This is a genomic window from Mycobacterium sp. (assembly GCF_046330795.1).
Classification (GTDB): domain Bacteria; phylum Actinomycetota; class Actinomycetes; order Mycobacteriales; family Mycobacteriaceae; genus Mycobacterium.
The window spans coordinates 284,795-310,075 of sequence record NZ_JAXLSA010000001.1 but is presented as its reverse complement, the minus strand read 5'-3'; the positions used below and the strand labels follow the sequence as shown (position 1 = coordinate 310,075).

The 25,281-nt window shown below is 69.3% G+C and carries 20 protein-coding genes and 1 riboswitch; of the genes, 8 read left to right on the top strand and 12 right to left on the bottom strand.

Annotation, left to right across the window (positions count from 1 at the left end):
- The first annotated feature begins 23 nt into the window (after positions 1 to 23).
- From U0R18_RS01515 to U0R18_RS01505, 3 genes are all read left to right on the top strand, one after another.
- Positions 24 to 2,240: a malate synthase G gene (locus U0R18_RS01515; protein ID WP_526365242.1), complete on the top strand. Its 2,217-nt coding sequence runs from the start codon at positions 24 to 26 to the stop codon at positions 2,238 to 2,240.
- Positions 2,241 to 2,252: 12 nt separating this feature from the next.
- Complete coding sequence (locus tag U0R18_RS01510; protein ID WP_526365240.1) at positions 2,253 to 4,106, top strand: substrate-binding domain-containing protein; 1,854 nt, start codon at positions 2,253 to 2,255, stop codon at positions 4,104 to 4,106.
- A gap of 131 nt (positions 4,107 to 4,237) precedes the next feature.
- Positions 4,238 to 5,821, top strand: a complete 1,584-nt coding sequence (locus U0R18_RS01505) for a hypothetical protein (RefSeq protein ID WP_526365238.1) — start codon at positions 4,238 to 4,240, stop codon at positions 5,819 to 5,821.
- Between the two features lie 225 nt (positions 5,822 to 6,046).
- Here the strand turns inward: U0R18_RS01505 and gcvP are convergent, their stop codons facing one another.
- From gcvP to secA2, 11 genes are all read right to left on the bottom strand, one after another.
- Positions 6,047 to 8,869, bottom strand: a complete 2,823-nt coding sequence (gene gcvP / locus U0R18_RS01500) for an aminomethyl-transferring glycine dehydrogenase (protein WP_526365236.1) — start codon at positions 8,867 to 8,869, stop codon at positions 6,047 to 6,049.
- Between the two features lie 166 nt (positions 8,870 to 9,035).
- Positions 9,036 to 9,133: riboswitch (glycine riboswitch) on the bottom strand.
- A gap of 123 nt (positions 9,134 to 9,256) precedes the next feature.
- Positions 9,257 to 9,871, bottom strand: a complete 615-nt coding sequence (locus U0R18_RS01495) for a MerR family transcriptional regulator (protein ID WP_526365234.1) — start codon at positions 9,869 to 9,871, stop codon at positions 9,257 to 9,259.
- Between the two features lie 187 nt (positions 9,872 to 10,058).
- Complete coding sequence (locus U0R18_RS01490) at positions 10,059 to 10,553, bottom strand: bifunctional nuclease family protein (RefSeq protein WP_526365232.1); 495 nt, start codon at positions 10,551 to 10,553, stop codon at positions 10,059 to 10,061.
- A 49-nt stretch (positions 10,554 to 10,602) separates the two neighbouring features.
- The gene (gene ftsR / locus U0R18_RS01485; RefSeq protein ID WP_526365230.1) at positions 10,603 to 11,343 is read right to left on the bottom strand and encodes a transcriptional regulator FtsR; all 741 of its coding nucleotides are present in this window, start codon (positions 11,341 to 11,343) and stop codon (positions 10,603 to 10,605) included.
- Positions 11,343 to 11,843, bottom strand: a complete 501-nt coding sequence (gene garA, locus U0R18_RS01480; RefSeq protein ID WP_526365228.1) for a glycogen accumulation regulator GarA — start codon at positions 11,841 to 11,843, stop codon at positions 11,343 to 11,345. Before garA ends, ftsR begins: the two co-directional genes overlap by 1 nt.
- Before the next feature lie 115 nt (positions 11,844 to 11,958).
- Complete coding sequence (gene gcvH / locus U0R18_RS01475) at positions 11,959 to 12,354, bottom strand: glycine cleavage system protein GcvH (RefSeq protein ID WP_526365226.1); 396 nt, start codon at positions 12,352 to 12,354, stop codon at positions 11,959 to 11,961.
- Positions 12,355 to 12,390: 36 nt separating this feature from the next.
- Entirely contained in the window at positions 12,391 to 13,119 is a 729-nt protein-coding gene (locus U0R18_RS01470; RefSeq protein WP_526365224.1) for a DUF881 domain-containing protein, read from the bottom strand.
- A gap of 1 nt (position 13,120) precedes the next feature.
- Positions 13,121 to 13,453 (bottom strand): small basic family protein, encoded by a 333-nt coding sequence (locus U0R18_RS01465; RefSeq protein WP_526365222.1) that lies wholly within the window; start codon positions 13,451 to 13,453, stop codon positions 13,121 to 13,123.
- A 15-nt stretch (positions 13,454 to 13,468) separates the two neighbouring features.
- Positions 13,469 to 14,389, bottom strand: a complete 921-nt coding sequence (locus U0R18_RS01460; protein ID WP_526365220.1) for a DUF881 domain-containing protein — start codon at positions 14,387 to 14,389, stop codon at positions 13,469 to 13,471.
- Entirely contained in the window at positions 14,386 to 14,988 is a 603-nt protein-coding gene (locus U0R18_RS01455) for a CDP-alcohol phosphatidyltransferase family protein (protein WP_526365218.1), read from the bottom strand. Before U0R18_RS01455 ends, U0R18_RS01460 begins: the two co-directional genes overlap by 4 nt.
- Before the next feature lie 22 nt (positions 14,989 to 15,010).
- The gene (secA2, locus tag U0R18_RS01450) at positions 15,011 to 17,338 is read right to left on the bottom strand and encodes an accessory Sec system translocase SecA2 (protein ID WP_526365216.1); all 2,328 of its coding nucleotides are present in this window, start codon (positions 17,336 to 17,338) and stop codon (positions 15,011 to 15,013) included.
- A 312-nt stretch (positions 17,339 to 17,650) separates the two neighbouring features.
- Between secA2 and U0R18_RS01445 the strand changes: the two genes are divergently transcribed.
- From U0R18_RS01445 to U0R18_RS01425, 5 genes are all read left to right on the top strand, one after another.
- The gene (locus U0R18_RS01445) at positions 17,651 to 20,500 is read left to right on the top strand and encodes an MMPL/RND family transporter (protein WP_526365214.1); all 2,850 of its coding nucleotides are present in this window, start codon (positions 17,651 to 17,653) and stop codon (positions 20,498 to 20,500) included.
- Positions 20,501 to 20,576: 76 nt separating this feature from the next.
- On the top strand, positions 20,577 to 21,833 hold the full coding sequence (locus U0R18_RS01440; protein WP_526365212.1) for a GTP cyclohydrolase II: 1,257 nt from the start codon (positions 20,577 to 20,579) through the stop codon (positions 21,831 to 21,833).
- Positions 21,830 to 23,008 (top strand): DUF1688 family protein, encoded by a 1,179-nt coding sequence (locus U0R18_RS01435; protein ID WP_526365210.1) that lies wholly within the window; start codon positions 21,830 to 21,832, stop codon positions 23,006 to 23,008. The genes U0R18_RS01440 and U0R18_RS01435 overlap by 4 nt, the downstream gene beginning before the upstream one ends.
- A 9-nt stretch (positions 23,009 to 23,017) precedes the next feature.
- Entirely contained in the window at positions 23,018 to 23,656 is a 639-nt protein-coding gene (gene upp / locus U0R18_RS01430) for a uracil phosphoribosyltransferase (protein ID WP_526365208.1), read from the top strand.
- Between the two features lie 84 nt (positions 23,657 to 23,740).
- Entirely contained in the window at positions 23,741 to 24,637 is an 897-nt protein-coding gene (locus tag U0R18_RS01425; RefSeq protein ID WP_526365206.1) for a DMT family transporter, read from the top strand.
- Here the strand turns inward: U0R18_RS01425 and U0R18_RS01420 are convergent.
- Positions 24,620 to 25,237 carry a nitroreductase family protein gene (locus tag U0R18_RS01420; protein WP_526367353.1) on the bottom strand — a complete coding sequence of 206 codons (618 nt, stop codon included), beginning with the start codon at positions 25,235 to 25,237 and terminating at the stop codon, positions 24,620 to 24,622. The genes U0R18_RS01425 and U0R18_RS01420 overlap by 18 nt on opposite strands.
- Between the last annotated feature and the right edge of the window lie 44 nt (positions 25,238 to 25,281).

The following is a 25,281-nucleotide window of genomic DNA, read 5'->3' as shown; positions in this document are numbered from 1 at the left end:
CCCGCCGGGCCAGAGGAGGAAACATGACCGACCGCGTCGTCGTCGGCGATCTGCGGGTCGCCCCGGTGCTCTACGACTTCATCACCAATGAAGCGCTGCCGGGCACCGGTATCGACCCGGACACCTTCTGGTCCGGCGTGGACAAGGTGATCGCGGATCTGACCCCGCAGAACGAGGCGTTGCTGGCCCGTCGCGATGAACTGCAGGCCCAGATCGACAAGTGGCACCGCCATCACGTCCTCGAACCGGTCGATCCGCAGTCCTACCAGGCGTTTCTCACCGAGATCGGCTACCTGCTGCCACAGCCGGACGCCTTCGCCATCACCACCTCCGGCGTGGACCCCGAGATCACGTCGACGGCCGGCCCGCAGCTGGTGGTGCCCGTCCTCAACGCCCGATTCGCCCTCAACGCCGCGAACGCCCGGTGGGGCTCGCTGTACGACGCGCTGTACGGCACCGACGTGATCCCGGAGACCGACGGCGCCGAGAAGGGCACGAGTTACAACCAGGTCCGCGGCGACCTGGTGATCGCCTACGGGCGCCGGTTCCTGGACGCCGTCGCACCGCTGGAATCCGGGTCGTGGGCCGACGTGACGGGCCTCAGCGTGGCCGACGGGCAACTCGAACTGGCCCTCGGCGACGAGACCACCGGCCTGGCGGATCCCGCGCGGTTCGCCGGATACAGCGGGGACCTCGGTTCCCCGTCCTGGTCGGTGCTGCTGGTCAACCACGGTCTGCACGTCGAGATCGAGATCGACCCGGAGTCCCCCGTCGGATCGACCGACCTGGCCGGTATCAAGGACCTGGTGCTCGAATCGGCGATCACCACGATCATGGACTTCGAGGACTCCGTCGCTGCGGTGGACGCCGACGACAAGGTGCTCGGGTACCGGAACTGGCTGGGCCTCAACCGCGGTGACCTGGCCGAAGAGGTCAGCAAGGGCGACAAGACGTTCACCCGCACGCTCAACGCCGACCGCACCTACGTCACGCCGGACGGCGAGTCCGAACTGACGCTGCCGGGGCGCAGCCTGCTGTTCGTGCGCAACGTCGGGCACCTGATGACCAACGACGCCATCGTCACGCTCGACGCGGACGGCGCCGAGGTGGAGGTGCCCGAGGGCATCCAGGACGCCCTGTTCACCAGCCTGATCGCGCTGCACGGCCTGAAGGCCTCCGATGAGACCGGGCCGTTGACCAACAGCCGGACCGGCTCGATCTATATCGTCAAGCCCAAGATGCACGGCCCCGACGAGGTCGCGTTCACCTGCGAGCTGTTCAGCCGCGTCGAGGACGTCCTGGGGCTGCCCGAGGCCACCCTGAAGGTCGGCATCATGGACGAGGAACGACGTACCTCGGCCAACCTGCGGGCCTGCATCAAGGCCGCCGCCGACCGGGTCGTGTTCATCAACACCGGCTTCCTGGACCGCACCGGCGACGAGATCCATACCTCGATGGAAGCCGGGCCGATGGTGCGCAAGGGCACCATGAAGTCCCAGCCCTGGATCCTGGCCTACGAGGACGCCAACGTCGACGCCGGACTGGCCGCGGGGCTGTCCGGCCGGGCCCAGATCGGCAAGGGCATGTGGGCCATGCCCGATCTGATGGCCGACATGGTGGCGCAGAAGATCGCCCAGCCGCGGGCCGGGGCCACGACCGCGTGGGTGCCGTCGCCGACCGCGGCCACCCTGCACGCGCTGCACTACCACCAGGTCGACGTCGCCGCGGTGCAGCAGGAGCTGGCCGGCCAGACGCGCACCACCCTCGACCAGCTGCTGACGATCCCGCTCGCCGACGCCTCGCTGACCTGGGCCCCCGACGAGATCCGCGAAGAGGTCGAGAACAACTGTCAGTCGATCCTGGGGTACGTCGTGCGCTGGATCGACCAGGGGGTGGGCTGTTCGAAGGTGCCCGACATCCACGATGTCGCCCTGATGGAAGACCGTGCGACACTGCGTATTTCGAGCCAGCTGCTGGCCAACTGGCTACGCCACGGGGTGATCACACCCGAGGTGGTGCGCGCCGGTCTGGAACGCATGGCGCCGGTGGTGGACCGGCAGAACGACGGGGATCCGGCCTACCGGCCGATGGCCCCGGACTTCGACTCGAGCATCGCGTTCAAGGCGGCCGAGGAGCTCATCCTGCAGGGCGCGGCGCAGCCGAACGGGTACACCGAGCCGATCCTGCATCGACGCCGCCGGGAGTTCAAGGCGGCCCAGAACGGACCCGACAACAGCTAGACAGAGGGAGTCATGGGCAGGCACAGCATTCCCGATCCGGACGAGGCCGGGGACCTGTACGGCGACCGACCGGATGCCACCGACTCCCGGGACACCGGGGGGCTGGATTCGGGTCCGGCCACCGGCGGGCACCGCACGCTGAGTGAGTGGACCGGCAGCCACCGCGTGGTGGTCCCGCAGCGGCGCGGTGTCAGCCCAGCGGTCATCGCGGCGCTGGTCGCCGTGGTGGTGCTGGTCGGCGGAGTCATCGTGTGGCGATTCTTCGGGGACGCGCTGTCGAACCGCTCCAACTCGGCTGCGGACCGCTGCCTCGGGGGCGAGGCAAAGGTCGCCGTGGCGGCGGATCCAGCCATCGCGGACACCTTGTCGACGTTCGCCAAGACGTTCAACCAGACCGCCGGCCCGGTCGGCGACGAGTGTGTGGCCGTCAGCGTCACCGCGGCCGGTTCGACTGCCGTGATCAACGGGTTGCAGGGAGCCTGGCCTGGGGATATGGGCGAAAAGCCGGCGGTGTGGATCCCCGGTAGTTCGGTGTCGGTGGCCCGTCTGCAGGCCGCCGCCGGGCCGGGCATCGTCAGCTCGTTCCGTTCGGTGGCCACCTCGCCGGTGCTGCTCGCGGTCCGACCGGACCTGAAGTCGGCGCTGTCCGAACAGAACTGGGCGACGTTGCCGGCACTGCAGAACGACCAGGGGTCGCTGGACCAACTGGGCCTGCCGGGCTGGGGCACGCTGCGCCTGGCGGTCCCCACCGAAGGGGCCAGTGATGCGGCAAACCTGCTGGCAGAGGCGGTGGCGTCGGCCTCGGCGCCCTCGGGCGCGCCCGCCACCGACGGCATCGGCGCGGTCACGGCGCTGCTCGCCGGCCAACCGAAACTGGACGGTCCCACGCTGGACACGGCCATGACGGCCCTGCTCGACGGTGGGGACAACGGTGGGACCAACGGTAATGCTGCCGCAGCGGCGGTGCACGCCGTGGCGATCACCGAGCAGCAGCTGTTCACCCGGGCGAACTCCGGGTCCGCGCTGGCGGGCTGGCGGCCCCCGGGACCGGTGCCGGTGGCCGACTTCCCGGCGACACTGCTGGCCGGCGACTGGGTGAGCCAGGAACAGGCCAGTGCGGCCAGTGAATTCGAGCGGTTCCTGCGCAAGCCCGAACAGCTGGCGCAGCTGGCGAAGGCCGGCTTCCGGACCGAGGGCAACACCCCGCCGGCCAACGACGTGGTTGATTTCGCATCGCTGCCGGCGACCTTGTCGGTCGGCGACGATGCGGTCCGGGTCTCGGTGGCCGGAACGCTGGCCGCTCCCGGCGGCGCGCACACCACCTCGATCATGCTGGACCGATCGCTGGACCTGGCGCCGGTGGTCGGGGCCCTCAACACGCGCATCGCCGCCCTCCCGCCGGCCTCGGCAGTGGGCCTGACCAGCTTCAATGGCTCGGCCAGTGCTACCGCGGTGAACGTCGGACCGCTGTCCGATCAGATCGACGGACAGTCGCGCGGAGCGGTCCTGGCGGCCGCGCTGGGCGAGTTGACGCCCGGCGGCGGGGGCGCGGTGTCGTTCACGACGCTGCGCAACGTGCTGGCCGATGCACAGGCCAACTTCCGGCCGGGCCAGCCGAACTCGGTGCTGGTCATCACCGCCGGACCGCACACCGACCAATCCCTGGGCGCCGAGGGTCTGCAGGATCTCGTCCGGTCCAGTGCCGATCCGGCCCGCCCGGTGGCGGTCGACGTGATCAATGTCGGCGACGATCCGGACCGCCCGACCTGGGAGGCCGTCGCGCAGCTCAGCGGTGGAACGTATCAGAACGTGCCTGCCTCGGACTCGCCCGACTTCGTGACGGCGCTGAACGCCATGCTCTCCTGACCGCTCGCACCCGCGGGGCGGCGCCATGATAGGGCAGCTGCATCAGTATTCCGTTTTGCCACGCCGGTCACTTCTGTCGATTTTTCCCCTTTGGTCTCCCTAATCCCAGATAACGCTTTAGTCTCAGTTCTGTGACTGTTGTGTCAGGAGAGGCCTGGGTGGCCGGCGCGGCGAAGAAATGTGTCGCTGCGCTCGTCGGAGTTCTCGCAGCGATCGCCATTGCCGTGATTGCGGCCGCGCTGTCGCACTCACCGCAGACCGCCGACCGGGCGGCTCCCGAGCTGACGCTGCCGGTGCTGCTGATGTCCACCGAATCGGACCTGGCCGTGGCCGCGTCGTGCACCGACTCGGCCGCGCCGGCCACCGGCGGGACAACCTGCCCGTCCGGCTCCGCGCCGACGGTCACCGATCCGACCGCCGGCTGGATGATGATCGGCGACGGCGGCCTGCTCTGGGGCAACGGCCTGGACGGACTCGTCATCGATCCGACCTGCACGGCCCTGTGCAACGGCGGCAACGCCGGCTTCTTCGGGGGCAACGGCGGCAACGGTGCCTACGGTGGCAACGGCGGCAACGCCTGGTTCACCGGTGACGGCGGCAACGGCGGCGACGGGGTCGATGCCGTCTACGACCCGGTCACCGGCCGGCTGATCTCGGCGGCCATCGACGGCGGTCGCGGTGGCGATGGCGGCCTGATGTCCGGCAGCGGCGGCACGGGCGGCAACGGCGGCAACGACCTCAACTACGGCACCGCCACCAAGGGCGCCACCGCCGGCGACGGCGGGACGGGCGGCGCCAGCGGAATCTACGGCGGTAGCGCCGGGGCCGGCGGCAATGGCGGCAACGCGTACGCCGCGACCGGGAACGCGACCGCCGGCGACGGCGGCGACAGCGGCTCACGCATCTCCGACCTCAATCTGGGCGGTGACAGCGGCGGCGGCGGCAACGGCGGCAACGCGATCGCCGTCAACGGCGATGCCATCGGCGGCGACGGCGGCGACGGCGGGATGGGCAAGTGGCACGAGGCCAAGCCCGGCGGCAACGGCGGCAGCGCCATGGTGATCGGAACCGGCGATGCCTACGGTGGTGACGGCGGTTCCGGCGGAACGGTTTTCGCAGGTACGGGGAGCAACGGCGGCTCCGGCGGCGACGCCATGACCGTGAACGGCAACGCCGTCGGCGGCCGGGGCGGCGACGGCGGACTGGTGGTCTCGCTGGGCGATGCCGGTGACGGCGGCGACGGCGGCGACGCGGTGGGTACCGCAACCGTGACCGGCGGCGCCGGCGGAAGGGGCGGGATCGGCGGCGGAATGGTCAGCGGCGACGGCGGTGACGGCGGGGACGGCGGCAATGCCACCGGCGGAACAACCGTCGTCGGTGGACGCGGCGGCGACGGTGGCTACGGCGGCTTCATCGGGACGGGAACCGGCGGTGAGGGCGGCAAGGGCGGCGACATCGCGTCGACGCGGACGGGCACATCGCACAGCAGCGGCAGCGGCGTGGTCTCCGACGACAGCACCGCCTCCACCGGCACCTCCAAGGCGGGCAATGGCGGCAACGGCGGAATCGGTGGCCTGGTCGGCGGCCGGGGCGGCGACGGCGGCGACGGCGGCGCGGCGTCCACCGGCACGCCCAACAGCGGCGGCAGCGGCGGAACGGGCGGCAATGGCGGCATCGGCGGGTCCACCGGCAAAGCGGGAGCCGACGGCGAATGACCCCCGACCACGCGGCCGAGGCCCGTCACCGGCCGCGGCACGCCCTGCCGACCAGAGGGTCCGTCCGGTACCTCGTCGTTGGGCAGGACGCCGAGTGCGCGACCCCTCCGCACCTCACGCGGTGTATCGCCGTCGGGGTCACCAGTCAGCACCCGGAGCGCATCGTCGTCAGGCAAGATCCGAATCGCCCGACTCCTCCTCCCCTCGTTCCTCAGGGCATCGTCGTCAGGCAAACGCCTCCACCGGCGGGCACGAGCACACCAGGTTCCGGTCGCCATAGGCGCCGTCGATGCGCCGCACCGGCGGCCACACCTTCGGTCGGTAGCCCTTGCCCAGCGGGTACGCCGCCTCCTCGCGGGTGTACGGATGCTCCCACTTCTCGACCAGAAGAGAGTCGGCCGTGTGGGGCGCTCCCCGCAGCGGGTTGTCCTCCAGCGGCCACTGGCCCGAACCGACCTTGTCGATCTCAGCGCGGATGGCGATCATCGCCTCGCAGAACGCATCGACCTCGGCCAGACTCTCGCTCTCGGTGGGCTCCACCATCAGCGTGCCGGCCACCGGGAAGCTCATTGTGGGCGCGTGGAACCCGTAGTCCGCCAGCCGTTTTGCCACGTCATCCACCGTGACGCCGGTCGCCTTGGTGATCGCGCGCAGGTCGAGGATGCACTCGTGGGCCACCATTCCGTTCTCCCCGGTGTAGAGCACCGGGTAGTACTCGTCGAGGCGGCGGGCGATGTAGTTGGCCGAGGCGATCGCGGTCAGCGTGGCAGCGCGCAGCCCCGTGGCGCCCATCATCCGGATGTACATCCAGGTGATCGGCAGGATCGACGCCGACCCGTAGGGCGCCGACGACACCGGATGCCCGTTCGGCAGCTCGGGCGCCAGCGGATGACCGGGCAGGAACTCGGCCAGGTGGGCACGCACCGCCACCGGCCCGACGCCCGGTCCCCCGCCACCGTGCGGGATGCAGAACGTCTTGTGCAGGTTGAGGTGGCTGACGTCGCCGCCGAACTTGCCCGGCCGGGCGAGCCCGACCAGGGCGTTGAGGTTGGCGCCGTCGACGTACACCTGTCCGCCGGCGTCGTGCACCGCCGCACAGATGTCGGCGACGTCGTGCTCGTACACCCCGTGGGTGGACGGGTAGGTGATCATGATCGCCGACAGGTCGGCGGCATGCTCGGCCACCTTGGCCCGCAGGTCATCCAGGTCGACGTCGCCGTTCTCCCGGCACGCCACCACCACCACGCGCATCCCGGCCAGCGCGGCCGACGCCGCGTTCGTGCCGTGCGCACTCGACGGGATCAGGCAGACGTCGCGGTGCGTGTCGCCGCGGGCGGCGTGGTAGTCGGCGATGGCCAGCAGTCCGGCGTACTCCCCCTGCGAACCGGCGTTCGGCTGCAGTGAGATCGCGTCGTAGCCGGTCAGTCCGGTCAGCCAGGTCTCGAGGTCGGCGATCAGGCGCCGCAGGCCCGGCGTGTCGGCCGCCGGGGCGAACGGGTGCTGGCGGGAGAACTCCGGCCAGGTGACGGGCTCCATCTCGGCGGCCGCGTTGAGTTTCATGGTGCACGAGCCCAGCGGGATCATCGTGCGGTCCAGCGCCAGATCCTTGTCGGCCAGGGCGCGCAGGTAGCGCATCATGGCGGTCTCGGTCCGGTGGCTGGTGAACGCGGGATGGGTCAGAAATTCTGAGGTGCGCGTGACGATCCCTGCGCACGTCCGGCCCGCCGCCGTCACCCCGAACGCGTCGAGCACCGCGGCCACGTGCGCGGCGGTGGTGGCCTCGTCACAGGCCACCGACACGTGATCGGCGTCCACCCGCCACAGGTTGATCCCGCGCGCGGCGGCGGCGGCCACCACGGCGTCGGCGCGGCCGGGCACCCGGGCCAGGACGGTGTCGAAGTACTTGTCGTGCACCAGCGCGTCACCGAGCGCGGTGGCGATCTCCTCGGCGTGGCCGTGGACCCGGCGGGCGATGTTGGTCAGGCCGTCGGCACCGTGGTAGCTGGCGTACATGGCGGCCATCACGGCCAGCAGCACCTGCGCGGTGCAGATATTGGAAGTGGCCTTGTCCCGGCGGATGTGCTGCTCCCGGGTCTGCAGGGTGAGGCGGTAGGCGGGATTGCCGTCGGCATCCACCGAAACTCCCACCAGCCGGCCCGGCAGCTGCCGGGCGTGCTTGGCGTGCACGCAGAGATATCCGGCGTGCGGACCGCCGAATCCCATTGGCACACCGAATCTCTGGGCGCTGCCGAACGCGACGTCGGCGCCGATCTCGCCGGGCGGGGTCACCACCGTCATCGCCAGCAGGTCGGCGCCGACGGCCACCAGGGCACCGCGCTCGTGCGCCTGCTCGACGACGGCCGACCAATCGGTGATGCGACCACTGGCGCCGGGCAGCTGGACCAGGACACCGAACATCTCGCCGTCGGGCAGGCCGTCACGCAGATCGGCGGTGACGATCTCGATGCCCAGTGGCTCGGCACGGGTGGCCAGTATCGCCGCGGTCTGGGCGAAGACGTCGACGTCGACGATCAATCGGTTGCTCTTGGACTTGCTGGCCCGCTGCATCAGCGTCATCGCCTCGGCCGCGGCGGTGCCCTCGTCGAGCATCGAGGCATTCGCCAGCTCGAGACCGGTGAGGTCGGCGACCATGGTCTGGAAGTTCAGCAGCGCCTCCAGGCGCCCCTGGCTGATCTCGGGCTGATACGGCGTGTAGGCCGTATACCAGGAGGGGTTCTCCAGGATGTTGCGCAGGATCACCGGCGGGGTCAGCGTGTCGTAGTAGCCCTGGCCGATCATCGACACGGCCACGGTGTTCGAGGCGGCCAGCGCCCGCAGCTCGGCCAGCGCCTCGTGTTCGGACACCGGGTCGGGCAGCTCGGCCATGCCGGGCGCGCGGCCACTGTCGTCCAGCGCATCCAGGATGTTGGCGGGCAGGGCCTTGGCGGCCAGATCGTCCAGCGACGCGACACCGATCACGTCGAGCATGGTCGCGACGTCGGCGGCGTCGGGGCCGATGTGGCGGTCGGCGAAGTTCAGCTCGGGCACGGGACTCCTCAACGGGGCAGGCGGAACTACTCCTCCCCCTCTGTCGTCCACCCGGAACCGGGCGCCTGAGAGATTCGGCCGTGCCGGTTGTGGGCCGGCCGGGCCTTTCCCCATGGGCGGGCGGCCCCCCGACAATCCTGGGGTCCACCGCTTTCCAGAGGCATCGGGGCCGAGCGCGGTCCGGGGGCCTGAGAGGTTGACGGAGAGGTGTTGCTCCTTCGGCGTCCGTGACTGGCGATCACGGAACTCTCCCGCGGGCGGGCGATGCGCCGTTCAGCTTACCCGGCCCGCCTGATCCCAGTGCCCCGAGCACACGCAAAAGGGACCGATCCGCGCCGGATCGAGGGGCCTTTGCGTCTGTTCGCGCAAATAACGCGCGGTGGTGAATCAGCCGATCTTGCGGTCGCGATGCTTGCGCCGCGAGGCCAGCTCGTCCTCCGGCGCGGCGATCGACTCGCCGCCGTCCGCGCGCTCACCCGGGAAGTCGGCGATGGCGCCGGTCAGTTCGCGCATCGCGCCGGACACCGCGATCCCGAACACGCCCTGTCCGCCCTGCAGCAGGTCGACGACCTCTTCGGCGGACGTGCACTCGTAGACGGTGGTGCCGTCGGAGAACAGGGTGATGTTGGCCAGGTCCTCGACGCCACGCCGGCGCAGGTGATCGACCGCCACGCGGATGTTGTGCAGCGAGATGCCGGTATCGAGGAGCCGCTTGACGATCTTGAGGACCAGGATGTCCTTGAAGGAGTACAGCCGCTGGCTGCCCGAGCCGGCCGCGCCGCGGATCGACGGAACGACCAGCGAGGTGCGGGCCCAGTAGTCGAGCTGGCGATAGGTGATACCCGCGATCTGGCACGCGCTCGGCCCGCGATACCCGATGAGTTCGTCGGGAACGGAATCGTCGGGGAACAGACCGGGTTGCACCGGCCCCTGCGCGATGTCGGGCTCCGGAGTCGGGTCGGTCCCCAGGTCCAGCTGCTCCTGCCGTGGCTGCTCGCCCACCCCTGATTCCTCTCGCCGAGTGTTCAAGAGCATACGCTCTCGTCGGGTCGCCGGGAGTGCGCCGGCCCCAACTTCTCGCTTCCCAGTATCGCCGGATTTCCGGCTCTGCCCGACAGGTGCCGGGCGTGTCGAATGCCGGATGACCAGTTGAGACGGTTCCGTAACATTCGCGGCGGTAACCCGCAGGTCAGGTTGCCTTGAAGTCGTCGGGCGAGATGGTGTCGAGGAATTCCTTGAACTTCTCCACCTCGTCCTCGCGGACCGTGCCCGACGCCTCTTCGTCGGACTCGTCGGGGATCAGCAGGCCGGCCTCGGCCAGCACCGCCTCCTCGACATAGATCGGTACACCCATCCGCAACGCGATGGCCACCGAGTCCGACGGCCGCGCGGACACCGTGATGTCCTGGTCGAAGACCAGATCCGCGTAGAAGGTGCCCTCCTGCAGATCGACGATCCGGACCTCCTTGAGCGAATGCCCAAGGGCGGCAATCAGATCGCGGATGAGGTCGTGGGTCAGCGGCCGGGCCGGCTCGACACCCTGCTGTTCGAGTGCGATGGCGGCGGCCTCGGACTGTCCGATCCAGATGGGCAGATAGCGATCGCCGTTGGATTCCCGCAGCAGCAGGACCGGCTGATTCTGAGGTTGCTCGACGCGGATCCCGACGACGCGAACTTCACCCATCAGTGTTGCCCCTCCGAAGGCTGCGGCGAACTGCCTCCAACTCTAGCCCTCACCGGTTCAGCACGTCGCGGACGGCCGATTTGATCAACGACGTGTGCAGGGTGATCGCCAGTGCGGCCACCTCGCGCGCGAGGTCGTCGGCGCGATCACGCGCGCCGACCTTGTCGGTCTTGACCAGGGGTCCGGCGATCTGGGCGATCAGGTCGGACTGCCGGTCGGCCGCCGACCGGAATGCCCGCAGGTGCCGCGGCTCCACGCCGTAGTCGGCCAGCGCCCGGGCGCACTGCGCGATCACCACCGCGTGCTCGTCGAAGTAGGCCGCCCCGCCGCCCTTGCTCACCGGCGTGATGACACCGTTGCGCAGCAGCGCGTTGAGGAGCTCCGCACCGGCGCCGGACTGTTCCAGGAGGTCGTCGCGGCTCAACCGGAGCCGCGCGGCGGCGACGGCCGGCGTCCCCGGGCTGTCGGGGTCGGGCACCAGGCGCGGCGTGCCGTAGGCCGACGCCGGCTGGGGCAGCTCACCGTCGGGCAGGGCGTCGAGCTGTGCCTTGATGACTTTCAGGGGCAGGTACTGGTCGCGCTGGGCGGTCAGGATGAAGCGCAGCCGCGCGCAGTCGTAGGCGGTGAATCGGCGATACCCCGACCCGGTGCGTTCGGGCGTGATCAGACCTTCGGCCTCCAGGAACCTGATCTTGGAGACGGAGACGTGATCCGGGAAGTCGGGCAGCAGCAGGTCGAGGACCGCTCCGATGGACATCCCGGCGAACTCGGGAGTATCGGGGGCCGTCACTAGCTGCCTGGGCCGCCGTCGTCGGTGCGCGGCCCGGTCAGGAACACCAGCCGGAACTTGCCGATCTGCACCTCGTCGCCGTTGGCCAGCACAGCCGAGTCGACGGGTTCGCGGTTGACGTAGGTGCCGTTGAGGCTGCCCACGTCGACCACCTGGAATTCGCCGGTCTCCAAGCGGAACTCGGCATGACGGCGGCTGACCGTGACGTCGTCGAGGAAGATGTCGCTGTCGGGATGCCGGCCCGCCGAGGTGCTGGCCTGATCGAGCAGGAACCGTGATCCGGCGTTGGGTCCGCGCTTGACGACCAGCAGGGCCGAGCCGACCGGCAGTCCTTCGACACCCGAGACGGCGCTCTCCGATCCGGTCGACGGCGGGGCGTCGAGCTCGTTGAGGAAGTCGGCGCGGAACACCGACGTCGTCTCAACGGTGACCTCGTCGGAACTGTCCTTGTCCGTCACACCTGGCTCCTCACTCGGCTGCTGTGGCAGCGTCTCCAGCATCCTTTGGCACCCTTGGTCTCCAGTGCCCGCCCCGCACTCGCCGTTCCTTCGACCGTACCGTGTGACCGGCGTTCAGTGGTGGTGATCGCGGCCGGTAGGAACCCTAACAATCCGGTCACTCGGTCAGCGATGCCTGGTAGGCGTCCGGATCGAGCAGTGCGGTCAGGTCGTCGTCGAGGGTGCCGCCGTCGATCCGCAGGTCCACCAACCAGCCCTCGCCGTAGGGATCGGAGTTCACCAGATCCGGGCTGCCCTCCAGATTTTCGTTGATGGCAACCACTTTCGCCGACAGCGGCGCGTACAGATCCGACACCGACTTGGTGGACTCCACCTCGCCGAAGGCCTCGCCGGCGGTCAGCACGGCACCGACCTCGGGCAGTTGCACGAACACCACGTCGCCCAGCGCGGATTGCGCGAAATCGGTGATCCCCACACGCACGGTGTCGTCTCCGGTGCGGCGCACCCACTCGTGCTCGCTGGTGTAGAGCAGTTCGGACGGGACTTCGCTCACGGTGGTCTGGCTCCTATGCAAGGGGGATGGAACGGGCTATTTGACGGGCTGAGCGTATTGGCGGGGTTTCGGTTGCCGCAAGGTGGTGACGTCGACCCGCTGCGACTGCTGCACCGTCATGGTGCCACCGACCCGCTCGACGCTGTCGACCGCGCCGCCGGGGATGTTCATCGCCGCGGCCAATGTCGGCGGATCGCCAATGGCCAGAACGGAATACGGCGGCGACAGCGTCGCGCCGTCCATCTGCAGCGCGCCCGGCCGCCCCACCACCCAGGAGTCGACCCCGACCCGGACCGATTGGGAGCCGTCGTGGATCTCGATCGCCTCGGCGCCCGCGGCACGAAGTTCGTTGACGACGTCGAGCATCGTTTCGGGAGCCACGCCGCGGGCCGGGTCGGCGATGGTGATGGTCACCCCCGGCCCGGTAGCGGCGACCGTGCCGATCAGGATCGACAGGGCGGCCAGCCGGGCGCGCGCGTTGTCCACGGCCGCCTGATCGGAGGTGCCGGCGGCCTGCAGGGTCGCCAATTGGCGTTGCAGGTCGCCGACTTCGGTGTTCAGTGCGGCCTCGCGCTGCTGCAGCGATCCGAGCAGGGCCAGCAGGTCGGCCGGGCGCGCGGTGTCCAGGGCGTCGCCGGATTCGGTCTGGCGCACCTGAGTGGCCAGCGCCAGCCCGAGCAGCAGGCACAGCACGACCCCCAGGACGGCGAAGACGAGCTGGGAGCGGCGCTGACGGGGTTCGGGCGCGGGCTCGGGAGGGGACATGTCAGGCCCCGAACAGCCGCCGCCGCAGGGCGGCGGTGTTGCCGAAGATCCGGATCCCGAGGACCACGATGATGGCCGTCGACAGCTGGGTGCCGACGCCGAGCTGGTCGCCGACCCACACGATCAGGGCGGCCACCAGTACGTTGAACACGAAGGACACCACGAACACCTTGGCGTCGAAGATGTGCTCGAGATAGGCCCGCAGGCCGCCGAACACCGCGTCGAGTGCGGCGACCACCGCGATGGGCAGATACGGCTGCACCACCTCGGGCACGCTCGGATGGAACACCAGGCCCAGCACGATGCCGACCACCAGCGCGGCGATTCCGATCATCGGTCGTCCTCCATCTCAGGATCCGGCCTGCCGGGCGAATTCGACGTCGCGGCCGGCACCGGCGGGCAGCGTCAGCCCATCGCCGGTGCTGACCGTGACGCCGGCGCCGTAGGACGCCTCGAGCAGCCGCAGCCGGTTGAGCCCCGGGCTGCGTTCGAAGGTGTCCCGCATGGTGTTGGGCGGTCCGATGGCCAGGATGGTGTACGGACCCGTGATCGGATGGTTGTCGACCAGGATGGCGCCGCCGGCCTGCCGGATGGTCACGTTCGGCCCGATGCGGATGCCGCCGACCGACACCGCCTCGGCGCCGCTGGCCCACAGCGAGTTCACCACCAGTTGCAGGTCGCGGTCCAGGATCACCTGCCGGCTGCCGGCGACCCGTTGCTTGGACACGTCCGAGAGGTCCCGGCCGGCACCGGGATCGGACACGGTCACGGTCAGGCCGGGGCCGATCACCGCGGTGCTGCCGGCGGCCAGGCCGAGCTTGTCCAGACCGGCCAGCAGGCTGCGCCCCTCGCTGTCGTCGCGCAGCCGGGTGCGGGCCAGGTCGTCGACCTGCCCGGCCAGGGTGTCGCGGTCCCGGGTCAGCCCGTCGGCGTTCTGTTCGGCGGAGCGCACACTGCCGGCCAGCACCCGCTGCGCGCTGGTGAGTCCGGGCGCCAGGCTGCGGGCCTGGGCCACCGCCCCGGCGAACACCGCCGCGATCAACAACGCCCCGACGGCCTGCCACAACCCTTGCGAAACCCCAAGCCGCCGTGCGGATTTCGAACGGCGCTCGGCCGCCGCGGCGTAGCCGGGGTCGAGGTGGTCGGTGAGCAACGATCGCAGCAACGACGGCACGGGCAACCGGGTGATCTGGTCGGCCCGTTCCGCGCGCAGCCCCGCATCGGGGTGGTACCCGCCGAGTACGCGGGATGCCGGCCCGTCGCCGCTCATCCCGTCACCCGCGGCAGCTCGCGCAGCACCTTGGTGACCTGCACGACGTAGAGCACGAAGGACCATAGGTACATGTAGATGCCCCAGATCAGGAAGCCCCAACCAAGGGCACCCACCACATCTGTCCACTGCACCCCGTCGGTGCGGCACTGGCCCAGCAGGATCAGCGGGAACGCCGACATCAGGGCGAACGTCGCGGCCTTGCCGATGTACGTCACCGGCAGGGCGGTCAGGCCCCGGCTGCGCAGCAGCGGCAGGGTGGCCGCCAGCAGGCCGTCGCGGACCAGCAGGATCGCGATGATCCACCACGGGATCATCCCGGCGATCGCCATGGCCACCGGCACCACCACCATGTAGAGCCGGTCGACGGCGGGGTCGAGCAGTTCGCCGAGCCGGGAGTACTGGTCGAGCAGCCGGGCGATCTTGCCGTCGGCCCAGTCCGAGGCGCCGCTGATCATCAGCACCGCGGTCGCCCAACCGTAGGCGTGGGTGACCAGCAGCAGGTAGACGAAGACGACGATCAGGACCAGCCGCAGCACCGACAGCACATTGGGCACCGTCAACACGCGCTCGCGCGACTGACCCGGGTGCGCGTCCATGCTGCCCAACCTAGTGCCCGGACTAGCGGAAGACCCCCGGCAGGCTCAGCACCGAGAGCGTGTCGTCCTGCAGCGGATTGTCGTGCACCATGTACGTCCATGTCGACGTCGGGCGGGCCAGCTTCGACAGGTCGAGATCGAATTCGTGCTCGCCGCCGTCCACCAGGTCGGCCGTCTCGAAGGTCTGCTGGGCGGCCTCGACGGCGTTGCTGGCCAGCGAGCCGAAGGCGTCGACGGCCAGCCGGTGGAATTCGTCGAGCGGGTTCTGCCGGCCCAGTGCGCGCAGGTGGATGCTCTCCCGGATGTCGGCCAGGTAGGCCAGGTGATCGGCCCAGCCGCGGTCCAGGTGGTACAGCATGATCTGCCGGCAGAGCCGCTCGAGCTGCTCGGGAGAGAGCCGCTCGGCCAATTCGTCCGCCCGCTCCGGGGCCAGCGCCTGCAGTTCCTCATGGGCCGCCGCGGTGGCCAGCAGCTTGTTGCGCCGCTCGACGATGATGGCCCGCTGCTGGGCGATCAACTGGTTGTAGCGCCAGGTGTTGGCGTGCACGTCGAGCAGCTTGCCCTCGGCGATCCGCTGGGCGTGGTCGAGCAGCGTGGCGGCCTTGGGGCTGACGATGCGGCCGTCCCCCTTTTCCGCGTCGGTCTCCGTGGGCAGCTTGCCGGGATCCAGGTGCGAGGCCACCACGTCGTCCTCCCAACTGGCGAAGAACATCGACGACCCGGGGTCGCCCTGCCGGCCGGCCCGGCCCCGCAGCTGGTTGTCCAGGCGCTCGGTGTGGTGCCGGCCGGTGCCGACCACGTGCAGGCCGCCGAGCTCGACCACCTGGTCGTGGCTGGATTCATCGGAGCCGCCGAGCCGAATGTCGGTACCGCGGCCGGCCATCTGGGTGGACACCGTGACGGCCCCCAGGGCGCCGGCTTCGGCGATGACGGCGGCCTCCTCGGCGTCGTTCTTGGCGTTGAGGACGACGGCGGGGATGCCGCGGCGCAGCAACTTGCGGTGCAGCTCTTCGGATTCGGCGACGTCCTGGGTGCCGACGAGCACCGGGCGGCCGGTGTCGTGCACCTCGGCGATGTGGTCGATGATCCCGTCGATCTTGGCCGCGTCGGTGATGTAGACGCGGTCCTGCTCGTCCTCGCGGATGTTGGGCGTGTTCGGTTCGATCGGCGAGACGCCCAGGGAGTAGAACTTGCGCAGTTGTTCGCCGGCGGCCAGCGCGGTGCCGGTCATGCCGCAGACCGTCGGGTAGCGGTTGATCAGCGCCTGCACGGTGATGGTGTCGAGCACCTCGCCGGTCTCGGTGGTCTCGATGCCCTCCTTGGCCTCGACGGCGGCCTGCAGTCCGTCGGGCCAGCGTTGCAGGGTCGCGATGCGGCCGCGGGACGAGTTGATCAGGTGCACGGCGCCGTCACGGACGATGTAGTGCACGTCGCGCTGGAGCAGCACGTGCGCGTGCAGGGCGACGTTGACCTCGGTGAGTGTGGTGGCGACGTGTTCTTCGGAGTACAGGTCGATCCCGCCCAGGGCCTTCTCGATCTTCTCGGCGCCCGCCTCGGTCAGGTGGATGTTGCGCCGGTCGGCATCGGCGGCGTAGTCGATCCCGGCGGTCAGGTCGCCGACCAGCGCGATGATCTCCAGCCGCGGCTGCTCGCGGTGCGTGGTGCCCGCCAGCACCAGCGGGACCAGCGCCTCGTCGACCATGACGGAGTCGGCCTCGTCGATCAGGGCGACGTCGGGGTTGGGTGACACCAGGTCGTCGACGTCGACCACCAGCTGGTCGCGCAGGACGTCGAACCCGATCTCGTTGACCGAGGCGTAGGTGACGTCGCAGGCGTAGGCCGCGCGGCGTTCTTCGGCCGTCGAGCTCTCGGTGATCCAGCCGACCGTCAGGCCCATGGCCTCGAGCAGCGGCCCCATCCACTCGGCGTCGCGGCGGGCCAGGTAGTCGTTGACGGAGATGACGTGGACGTGGCGGCCGCCGAGCGCGTACCCGGCCGCAGCGATGGCGCCCGACAGCGTCTTGCCCTCACCGGTGGCCATCTCCACGACGTCGCCGGCCAGCATCCGCAGCGCCCCCTGCAGCTGCACGTCAAAGGGACGCAGCGACGTCGTCCGCTCGGCCGCCTCCCGCGCGATCGCCAGGAACTGCGGGATGTCGGCGGACTCGGCCAGCGCGTCGAGATCCAACAATTTGGCGGCCTTGCGCAGCTGTTCGTCGTCGAGCTCGGCGGCCTTGGCCTCGAATTCGGCCGCCGCGGTGACCTCTTCGGCAGTGCGGGCGCGGTTCTTGTCGGTGCTGGCGCCGAGCAGTTTCCAGAATCGGCCGCTCGTCTTGGGGGTTCGTGCCACAGGACAACGGTACGCGGCCCCGGTGACGGGCTGCATGATCGGCGGGTGCACCGTGAATGCGACGTCGTTGTGGCGTCCGCGGGCTTCGACACGTCGGCGCTGGTCCGGAATTTGGAGTTGCCGTTCGCCGCTCGGTGAGCGCGACCACAGGCGGTCCTCGGGCCGGGAACCAGTGTTACTCTTAGCTCGGCTATATGAATGCCGAGGGCTGCTGCGAATCGCCGACCGCCCGCCCCGCTCCGACACCTGGAGGTACGAGCCGCACATGACTGTTCTGTGCCCGGCGCTCGTCCTCGGAAGCTGCCGCCCCGCATGAGCACGCCATTGTCGGCGCCACCGCACAAGGGTGGTATCGCGCTGTGGATCCGGCGGCTGGCGATCCCGATCATCATCGGCTGGGTCGTTCTGATCGGCTTCCTCAACTCGAGCGTGCCCCAGCTCGAGGTCGTCGGGCAGATGCGATCGGTCTCCATGGCGCCCGAGGAAGCGCCCTCGGTGATGGCGATGAAGCGCATCGGCCACGTGTTCGACGAGTTCCACTCCAACAGTTCGGCGATGATCGTGCTGGAGGGCGACCAGCCGCTGGGCCCCGACGCGCACCATTTCTACGACCAGATGGTGGCGAAGCTACGCGCCGACACCAAGCACGTCGAACATGTCCAGGATTTCTGGGGCGACCCGCTGACCGCCGCGGGAGCGCAGAGCGTCGACGGCAAGGCCACCTACGTCCAGGTGTATCTGTCGGGCAACCAGGGTGAGGCGCTGGCCAACGAATCGGTCAAGGCCGTGCAGGACGTCGTCGCGTCGGTCGCCCCGCCGCCGGGAGTCCACGTCTACGTCACCGGACCGTCCGCGCTGTCGGCCGATCAGCACATTGCCGGCGACCGCAGCGTCAAGATGATCGAGATCCTGACGTTCACCGTCATCATCGTGATGCTGCTGCTGGTCTACCGCTCGTTCGTCACCGTGCTGCTGGTGCTGCTGATGGTGGTGCTCGAACTGTCGGCGGCGCGCGGCATCGTGGCGTTCCTCGGCTTCCACAACATCATCGGGCTGTCGACGTTCGCCACCAACCTGCTGGTGACGCTGGCGATCGCGGCGTCCACGGACTACGCCATCTTCCTGATCGGCCGGTACCAGGAAGCCCGCAGCCGCGGGATGGACCGCGAGACCGCGTACTACGACATGTTCCACGGCACCGCGCACGTGATCCTGGGCTCGGGCCTGACCATTGCGGGCGCCACCCTGTGCCTGCATTTCACCCGTTTGCCCTATTTCCAGTCGCTGGGCATCCCGCTGGCCGTCGGCATGGTGACGGTGGTGATCGCGGCCCTGACCATGGGTCCCGCGGTGGTCTCGATCGCCAGCCGGTTCCGCAGGACGCTGGAACCCAAGCGCGCCATGCGGATTCGCGGCTGGCGCAAGGTGGGCACCGCGGTGGTCCGCTGGCCGGTGCCCATCCTGGCCGCCACCATCGCACTGTCGCTGATCGGGCTGCTGACGCTGCCGGGTTACCAGACGAACTTCAACGACCGCAACTATCTGCCCAAGGATCTGCCCGCCCAGGAGGGCTATTCGGCTGCGGAGCGGCACTTCTCGGTGGCCCGGATGAACCCCGAACTGCTGATGATCGAGTCCGACCATGATCTGCGGAACTCGGCGGACTTCCTGGTGATCAACAAGATCACCAAGGCGATCATGGCCATCCCCGGAATTTCCCGGGTCCAGTCGATCACCCGCCCCGAGGGAACGACCATGGAGCACAGCACGATTCCCTTCATGCTGGGCATGAGCGGCACCACCCAGACGATGAACCGCAAGTACATGATGGACCGGATGGCCGATATGCAGGTCCAGGTCGCCGCCATGCAGAAGAACATCGACACCATGCAGCAGATGATCACGCTCATGGAGCAGATGAACGGCGTCATGAAATCGATGGTGGCGCGGACCCACAACATGGCCGACGACATCGCCGAACTGCGGGACCACATCTCCGATTTCGATGATTTCCTGCGGCCCATGCGCAATTACTTCTATTGGGAACCGCACTGCATGAACATCCCGGCGTGCCAGGCGATCCGGTCCACGTTCGACAGCCTCGACGGCATCGACACCATGACCGACGCCTTCCAGAGCATCCTGCCGGACATGGACAAGATGAACGAGCTGCTGCCGCAGATGCTGGCCCTGATGCCGTCGAACATCGAGACCATGAAGACGATGAAGTCGATGATGCTGACGATGTATCAGACCCAGAAGGGTCTGCAGGATCAGATGGCGGCCCTGTCGGAGAACCAGAGTGCCATGGGCGACGCGTTCGACACGGCCCGCAACGACGACAGCTTCTACCTTCCGCCGGAGATCTTCGACAACGACGAGTTCAAGCGCGGCATGAAGAACTTCATCTCCCCCGACGGCCACGCGGTGCGGTTCATCATCAGCCACGCGGGCGATCCGATGTCCGTCGAGGGCATCGACCGGATCGATCAGATCCGGCTGGCCGCCAAGGAAGCCATCAAGGGCACCCCGCTGGAGGGCTCGAAGATCCAACTCACCGGCACCGCAGCCACTTTCAAGGACATGCAGGAGGGCAACAGCTGGGATCTGATGATCGCCGCGATCGCCGCGCTGGCGCTCATCTTCGTGATCATGCTGATCATCACGCGGGCCATCGTCGCGGCCGCGGTGATCGTCGGCACCGTGGTGTTGTCCCTGGGCGCGTCCTTCGGCCTGTCGATCCTGTTCTGGCAGCACATCATGGGCATCGATCTGCACTTCATGGTGATGGCGATGACGGTCATCATCCTGTTGGCGGTCGGCGCCGACTACAACCTGCTGTTGGTGGCCCGGTTCAAGGAGGAGATCCATGCCGGGCTCAACACCGGCATCATCCGGGCCATGGGCGGCACCGGTTCGGTGGTCACCTCGGCCGGGCTGGTGTTCGCGTTCACGATGATGTCCATGGCGGTCAGTCAGCTGACCGTGATCGCGCAGGTCGGTTCGACCATCGGTCTGGGTCTGCTGTTCGACACCCTGGTGGTGCGCTCCTTCATGACGCCGGCCATCGCCGCGCTGCTGGGCCGGTGGTTCTGGTGGCCGCAGGTGGTCCGCTCCCGGCCAGCCCGCACACCACCGCAGCCGCAGCTCCAGGACGCCTGACGGGTACCGGGCGTCGGCGCCGGGAAGTCGTTATGCTGGCGCATTCCAGGCCGAACCAGGAGCTCCGAGTAGCCACATGACGTCCGCCGATCCCAGTCGCGCCTCGCACATCCGGCTGACCTCGCACAACGCCGGGATGCACGCGCCGGCCATCCACTGGGGTGCCGGCACCGCCGCCGGCCGCGGCCCGATCGTCGGGACCACCACCAACCGGGCGCACCGCAACGTCATCGGGACCCACAGCGGTTCCTACGGGGTGTACCGGGCCCTGGCCGTCGCGGCCGGATCGCTGTCCCGCGAACACAAGGCCGATCTGACCAACACCACACCCACCGCGGTCATCGGGCCGTACCCGCAGTGGTCCGACCCCACCAAGATCGTCAGCCTGGATCCCTGGGGGGCGGCGGTGGCCGATGTGTTCGCCGGGGCGCTGGCCGGCGGCTACGACATCCGGCCCACCATCGCGATCACCCAGGCCCATGTCATCCTGCCGGAGGTCGTAGAAGCTATCAGCGGCCGTCGACTCCAGCCCGACGGCCAAGTGCTGCTGCCCGGCGGCGCGGCCCTGGTCACCAAGGCCGCCATCGAACCCGTCTGGTACCTGCCCGGGGTGGCCGAGCGATTCGGCTGCACCGAAACCGCCTTGCGCCGAGCGCTTTTCGAGGAGACCGGCGGGATGTATCCCGAGCTGGTCACCCGTTCGGATCTCGAGGTGTTCCTGCCCCCGATCGGCGGGCAGACCGTGTACATCTTCGGTAGCGCGCACGACCTGGCCGAACCGAGCGTCGAGCTGACCGCCCGGGTGCACGACGAGTGCAATGGGTCCGACGTCTTCGGTTCCGATATCTGTACGTGCCGCCCGTATCTGACCCACGCGATCGAGGAGTGCATCCGCGGCGCCCAGCGCGGCGGTGTGGGGCTGGTCTCCTACTCGCGCAAGGAGGGCCGCGCCCTCGGCGAGGTCACCAAGTTCCTGGTCTACAACGCCCGCAAGCGTCAGGAGGGCGGCGATACCGCCGAGGCCTACTTCACCCGGACCGAATGTGTTGCCGGGGTGCAGGACATGCGGTTCCAGGAGCTGATGCCCGATGTCCTGCACTGGCTGGGCATCACCAAGATCCACCGGCTGGTCTCGATGAGCAATATGAAGTACGACGCCATCACCGGCTCGGGCATCGAGGTGGGCGAGCGCGTCAACATCCCGGACGAGCTGATCCCGCCGGACGCCCGTGTGGAGATCGACGCGAAGATGGCGGCCGGATATTTCACCCCCGGCCCGGTGCCCGACGCGGACGAACTCAAGAAGGCCAAGGGCCGGGGCCTGTCCGGGTGAACAGGCTGGACATCCCGCCGGGTGCACCTGGAGCCATCGCAGAACTGCGCCGAACGGACACCATCCGCGAGCGCGCGGGCCGGTTATTGGCGCGTGCCCGCGCCGGGGACTCCTCCTGGTTCACCGTGCACGACGACGCGCTGGACGGCGCGGCGGCCGCGGTTGCCGACGTCACCCGGACCAACTACCCCGACCTGGCGATTCCGTACCACAGCCGCTGGCGACACTTCGCGGCCGGCGGCGTCGACCGGCGGGCCGATCTGGACGCGGCACTGGCCGACCGCGATACCGCAGCCCGGGCCCGCGCCATGATCGACCTGACGGTCATCAGCGTCCTGCTCGACGCCGGGGCCGGCCCCGATTGGCGTTATCGGGAGGGCACCCGGACGTTCACCCGTTCGGAAGGCTTGGCGGTCGCCAGTTTTCACGCGTTCATGGCCGGGGCGTTCTCGTCGGATCCGGCGGACCCGCTGCGGGTCGACGCGGCCGGCCTGCGTGCCCTGGACACCGCGCGCCTGGCGGCGGCCCTGCAGGTCGACGACGACAATCCCGTGGTCGGTCTGGATGGCCGTATCGATCTGCTGCACCGGCTGGGCGATGTGCTCGGCCGATCGGGCGACCGGCCGGGGGCGATGTTCGACGTCCTGAGCGCGACACCGGTTCGCGCACACGACATCCTGTCCTATCTGCTGGTGTCGCTGTCGGGGATCTGGCCGGCGTCCAACAGCATCGACGGTGTTCCCCTCGGTGACTGCTGGCCGCATCCGGCGGTGCAGTGGCTCCCGCTGCACAAGCTGTCGCAGTGGGTCACCTACTCGCTGCTCGAACCGTTCGCGTGGTCCGGTGTCGAGGTCACCGGACTCGACGAGTTGACCGGGCTGCCCGAGTACCGAAACGGCGGACTGATGCTCGATACGGGCGTGTTGCGGCTGCGGGATCCGCAGTGGGCCGACCGGACCTGGACCCCGGCCGACGAACTGATCGTGGAGTGGCGGGGTCTGACCGTCGCACTGCTCGACGAGCTGGCCGGACGGGTCTGCGCACATCTCGGCACGGATCTGCCGCTGGCCTGCGTGCTCGAGGGCGGAACGTGGGCGACCGGCCGGGCGCTGGCCCAGCAGCTGCGCGACGGACTGCCGCCGCTGACCATCCGCAGCGACGGTACGGTTTTCTAGGAGGCTGGCGTGGACGCGAACGAGCACGTACATCTGATCGATCACCCGCTGGTGCAGCACAAGCTCACTCTCATGCGACGAAAGAGCGCTTCCACCAACAGTTTTCGCCGTCTACTGACCGAGATATCGACGTTGATGGCCTACGAGGTGCTGCGCGACCTACCCACCCACGAGGTCGAGGTCGAGACCCCGCTGGAGACCACCACGGGCCGGGTGGTGGACGGTAAGAAGCTGGTGTTCGTCTCGATCCTGCGCGCCGGCACCGGCATCCTGGACGGCATGCTGAGCGTGGTCCCGGGCGCCCGGGTGGGCCACATCGGCCTGTACCGCGACCCGAAAACCCATGTGGCCGTTGAGTACTACTTCAAGATGCCCGGCGATCTGCACGAGCGCGACGTCGTGGTGGTGGACCCGATGCTGGCCACCGGCAACTCCGCGGTGGCCGCCGTGGACCGGCTCCAGGAGCACGGACCTCGGTCCATCAAATTCGTCTGCCTGCTGACCTGTCCGGAAGGTATCGCCGCAATGAGGCAGGCGCACCCCGACGTCCCGATCTTTACCGCCGCGGTGGACCGCCAGCTCGACGAGAACGCCTACATCCTGCCGGGTCTCGGAGATGCCGGGGACCGCATCTTCGGGACAAAATAGAGATATGGTGCCGCTCCCCCGAGTCCGGATGCCGGCGGCGTTCATCGGACCCGGCAGCCCCATGAACGCCCTGGGAGCTGCGCCGTGACGCAGGCGCTCGTGGTGCTGCTGGCGCTGCTGGCAGCCCTGTGCGCGGCCGTCGGCATCGTCGTGCGCCAGCTGGCCACCCGGCACGTGCCCGCCGAGGACGGCATGAGCGCTTCGATGTTCAGGTCGCTGGTGCGCAACCCGATGTGGTGGGCCGGGACCGGGACCGCGGTCCTGGGCTATGCGTTCCAGGCCCTGGCGCTGTCGTTCGGGTCGCTGCTGTTGGTGCAGCCACTGCTGGTGGCGAGCCTGTTGTTCGCACTGCCCATCAGCGCCCGGGTGGCACGGACACGGGTCACCCGGGCGGAATGGGGCTGGGCGGTCCTGCTGACGGCCGGCCTGGGTGTCTTCGTCCTGGTCGGCAAGCCCAGGGCGGGCCACCTGGAACCCACCACCCTGTCGTGGATCGTCATCGCGGCGGTGTGTGTGCCGTTGATCGCCGGGTGCATCGCCGGTGCCGTCCGCGCCCGCGGTGACCGCCGCGCGGTCCTGCTGGCCGTCGCGGTCGGGGTGATGTTCGGGATGGTCGCCCTGTTCACCAAGGTCAGCACACACCGGTTCGAGACGGGCGGCCCCGCCGCACTGCTGTCCACCCCCGCGCCGTACCTGCTGGTCCTGGTGTCGGTGGTGGCAACGGTGTTGCAGCAGTCGGCGTTCCATGCCGGCGCACTGCAGACCTCCGTGCCGACCATGCTGGTCCTCGAGCCGATCGTCGCGGTGCTGCTCGGCATCCTGGTGCTCGGCGAGGAGCTGACCGTGCACGGCCCGGCCATTCTGGCCCTGCCGGTGGCCGTCGCCGCGATGGTGGCCGGCGCCGTGGCCCTGGCCCGCGACAGCGCCGCCCTCGACGAGATGATCGCCAACGAGCGCGCCGTGTCAGACGCCACCCAGTAGATCGGTGGCCGGCGCGTCCCAGTGGTCCAGGTTGACCACCTGCGCCAGAGGCCGCCGGCGCAGCGGGCCGTGCCGCCCGCGCGGCCAGCCGACCACGATGTGCCCGGCCAGCAGCCAGTCGTCGGGCACCCCGACCGCGTCGCGGAGCAGCTGTTCGCCGCCGTACGACGCCCAGCTGGTCATGCAGGCGCCCAGGCCCTGGGCCCGGGCCGCCAGCAGGAAGTTCTGCATGGCCGGGAAGACCGAGCCGCCCAGCAGCAACTCCGAGGCCGTCGGGAACGATTTCTGCGCGAACAGGACGGAGGTGAATTCGCCCGCGCGGTCGTGCAATTCGTAGGTCGCGCGATTGTTCCTGGCCTGATGGCCGTGATCGTCAGGCCCCGGGCGGGTCATGCCGTACACGGGTTCGATGATCTCGAGCGCCCGCGCGGCGGCCGCGGCCACCACCGCGCGCTGTTCGGCCGACCGCAGCACCACGAAGCGCCAGCCCTGGGCATTGGCACCCGAGGGCGCCCAGGTGGCCGCCTGCAGGCAGCGGGCCAGGACCTCGTCGGCGACGGGTTCGGCGGTGAACCGGCGAATGGTGCGGGCGGTGGACATGATCTGCGCAACCGAACTCCAGCCGGCAACCCCGTCCGGTTCGA

Coding starts and splice junctions, on each gene's coding strand:
- U0R18_RS01490 (WP_526365232.1), bottom strand. CDS start 10,553: ATGGGTGAAGTTCGCGTCGTCGGGATCCGCGTCGAGCAACCTCAGAAT.
- U0R18_RS01470 (WP_526365224.1), bottom strand. CDS start 13,119: ATGTCCCCTCCCGAGCCCGCGCCCGAACCCCGTCAGCGCCGCTCCCAG.
- U0R18_RS01420 (WP_526367353.1), bottom strand. CDS start 25,237: ATGTCCACCGCCCGCACCATTCGCCGGTTCACCGCCGAACCCGTCGCC.
- U0R18_RS01460 (WP_526365220.1), bottom strand. CDS start 14,389: ATGAGCGGCGACGGGCCGGCATCCCGCGTACTCGGCGGGTACCACCCC.
- U0R18_RS01510 (WP_526365240.1), top strand. CDS start 2,253: ATGGGCAGGCACAGCATTCCCGATCCGGACGAGGCCGGGGACCTGTAC.
- U0R18_RS01455 (WP_526365218.1), bottom strand. CDS start 14,988: ATGGACGCGCACCCGGGTCAGTCGCGCGAGCGCGTGTTGACGGTGCCC.
- U0R18_RS01515 (WP_526365242.1), top strand. CDS start 24: ATGACCGACCGCGTCGTCGTCGGCGATCTGCGGGTCGCCCCGGTGCTC.
- U0R18_RS01445 (WP_526365214.1), top strand. CDS start 17,651: ATGAGCACGCCATTGTCGGCGCCACCGCACAAGGGTGGTATCGCGCTG.
- U0R18_RS01465 (WP_526365222.1), bottom strand. CDS start 13,453: ATGATCGGAATCGCCGCGCTGGTGGTCGGCATCGTGCTGGGCCTGGTG.
- U0R18_RS01440 (WP_526365212.1), top strand. CDS start 20,577: ATGACGTCCGCCGATCCCAGTCGCGCCTCGCACATCCGGCTGACCTCG.
- garA (WP_526365228.1), bottom strand. CDS start 11,843: ATGCTGGAGACGCTGCCACAGCAGCCGAGTGAGGAGCCAGGTGTGACG.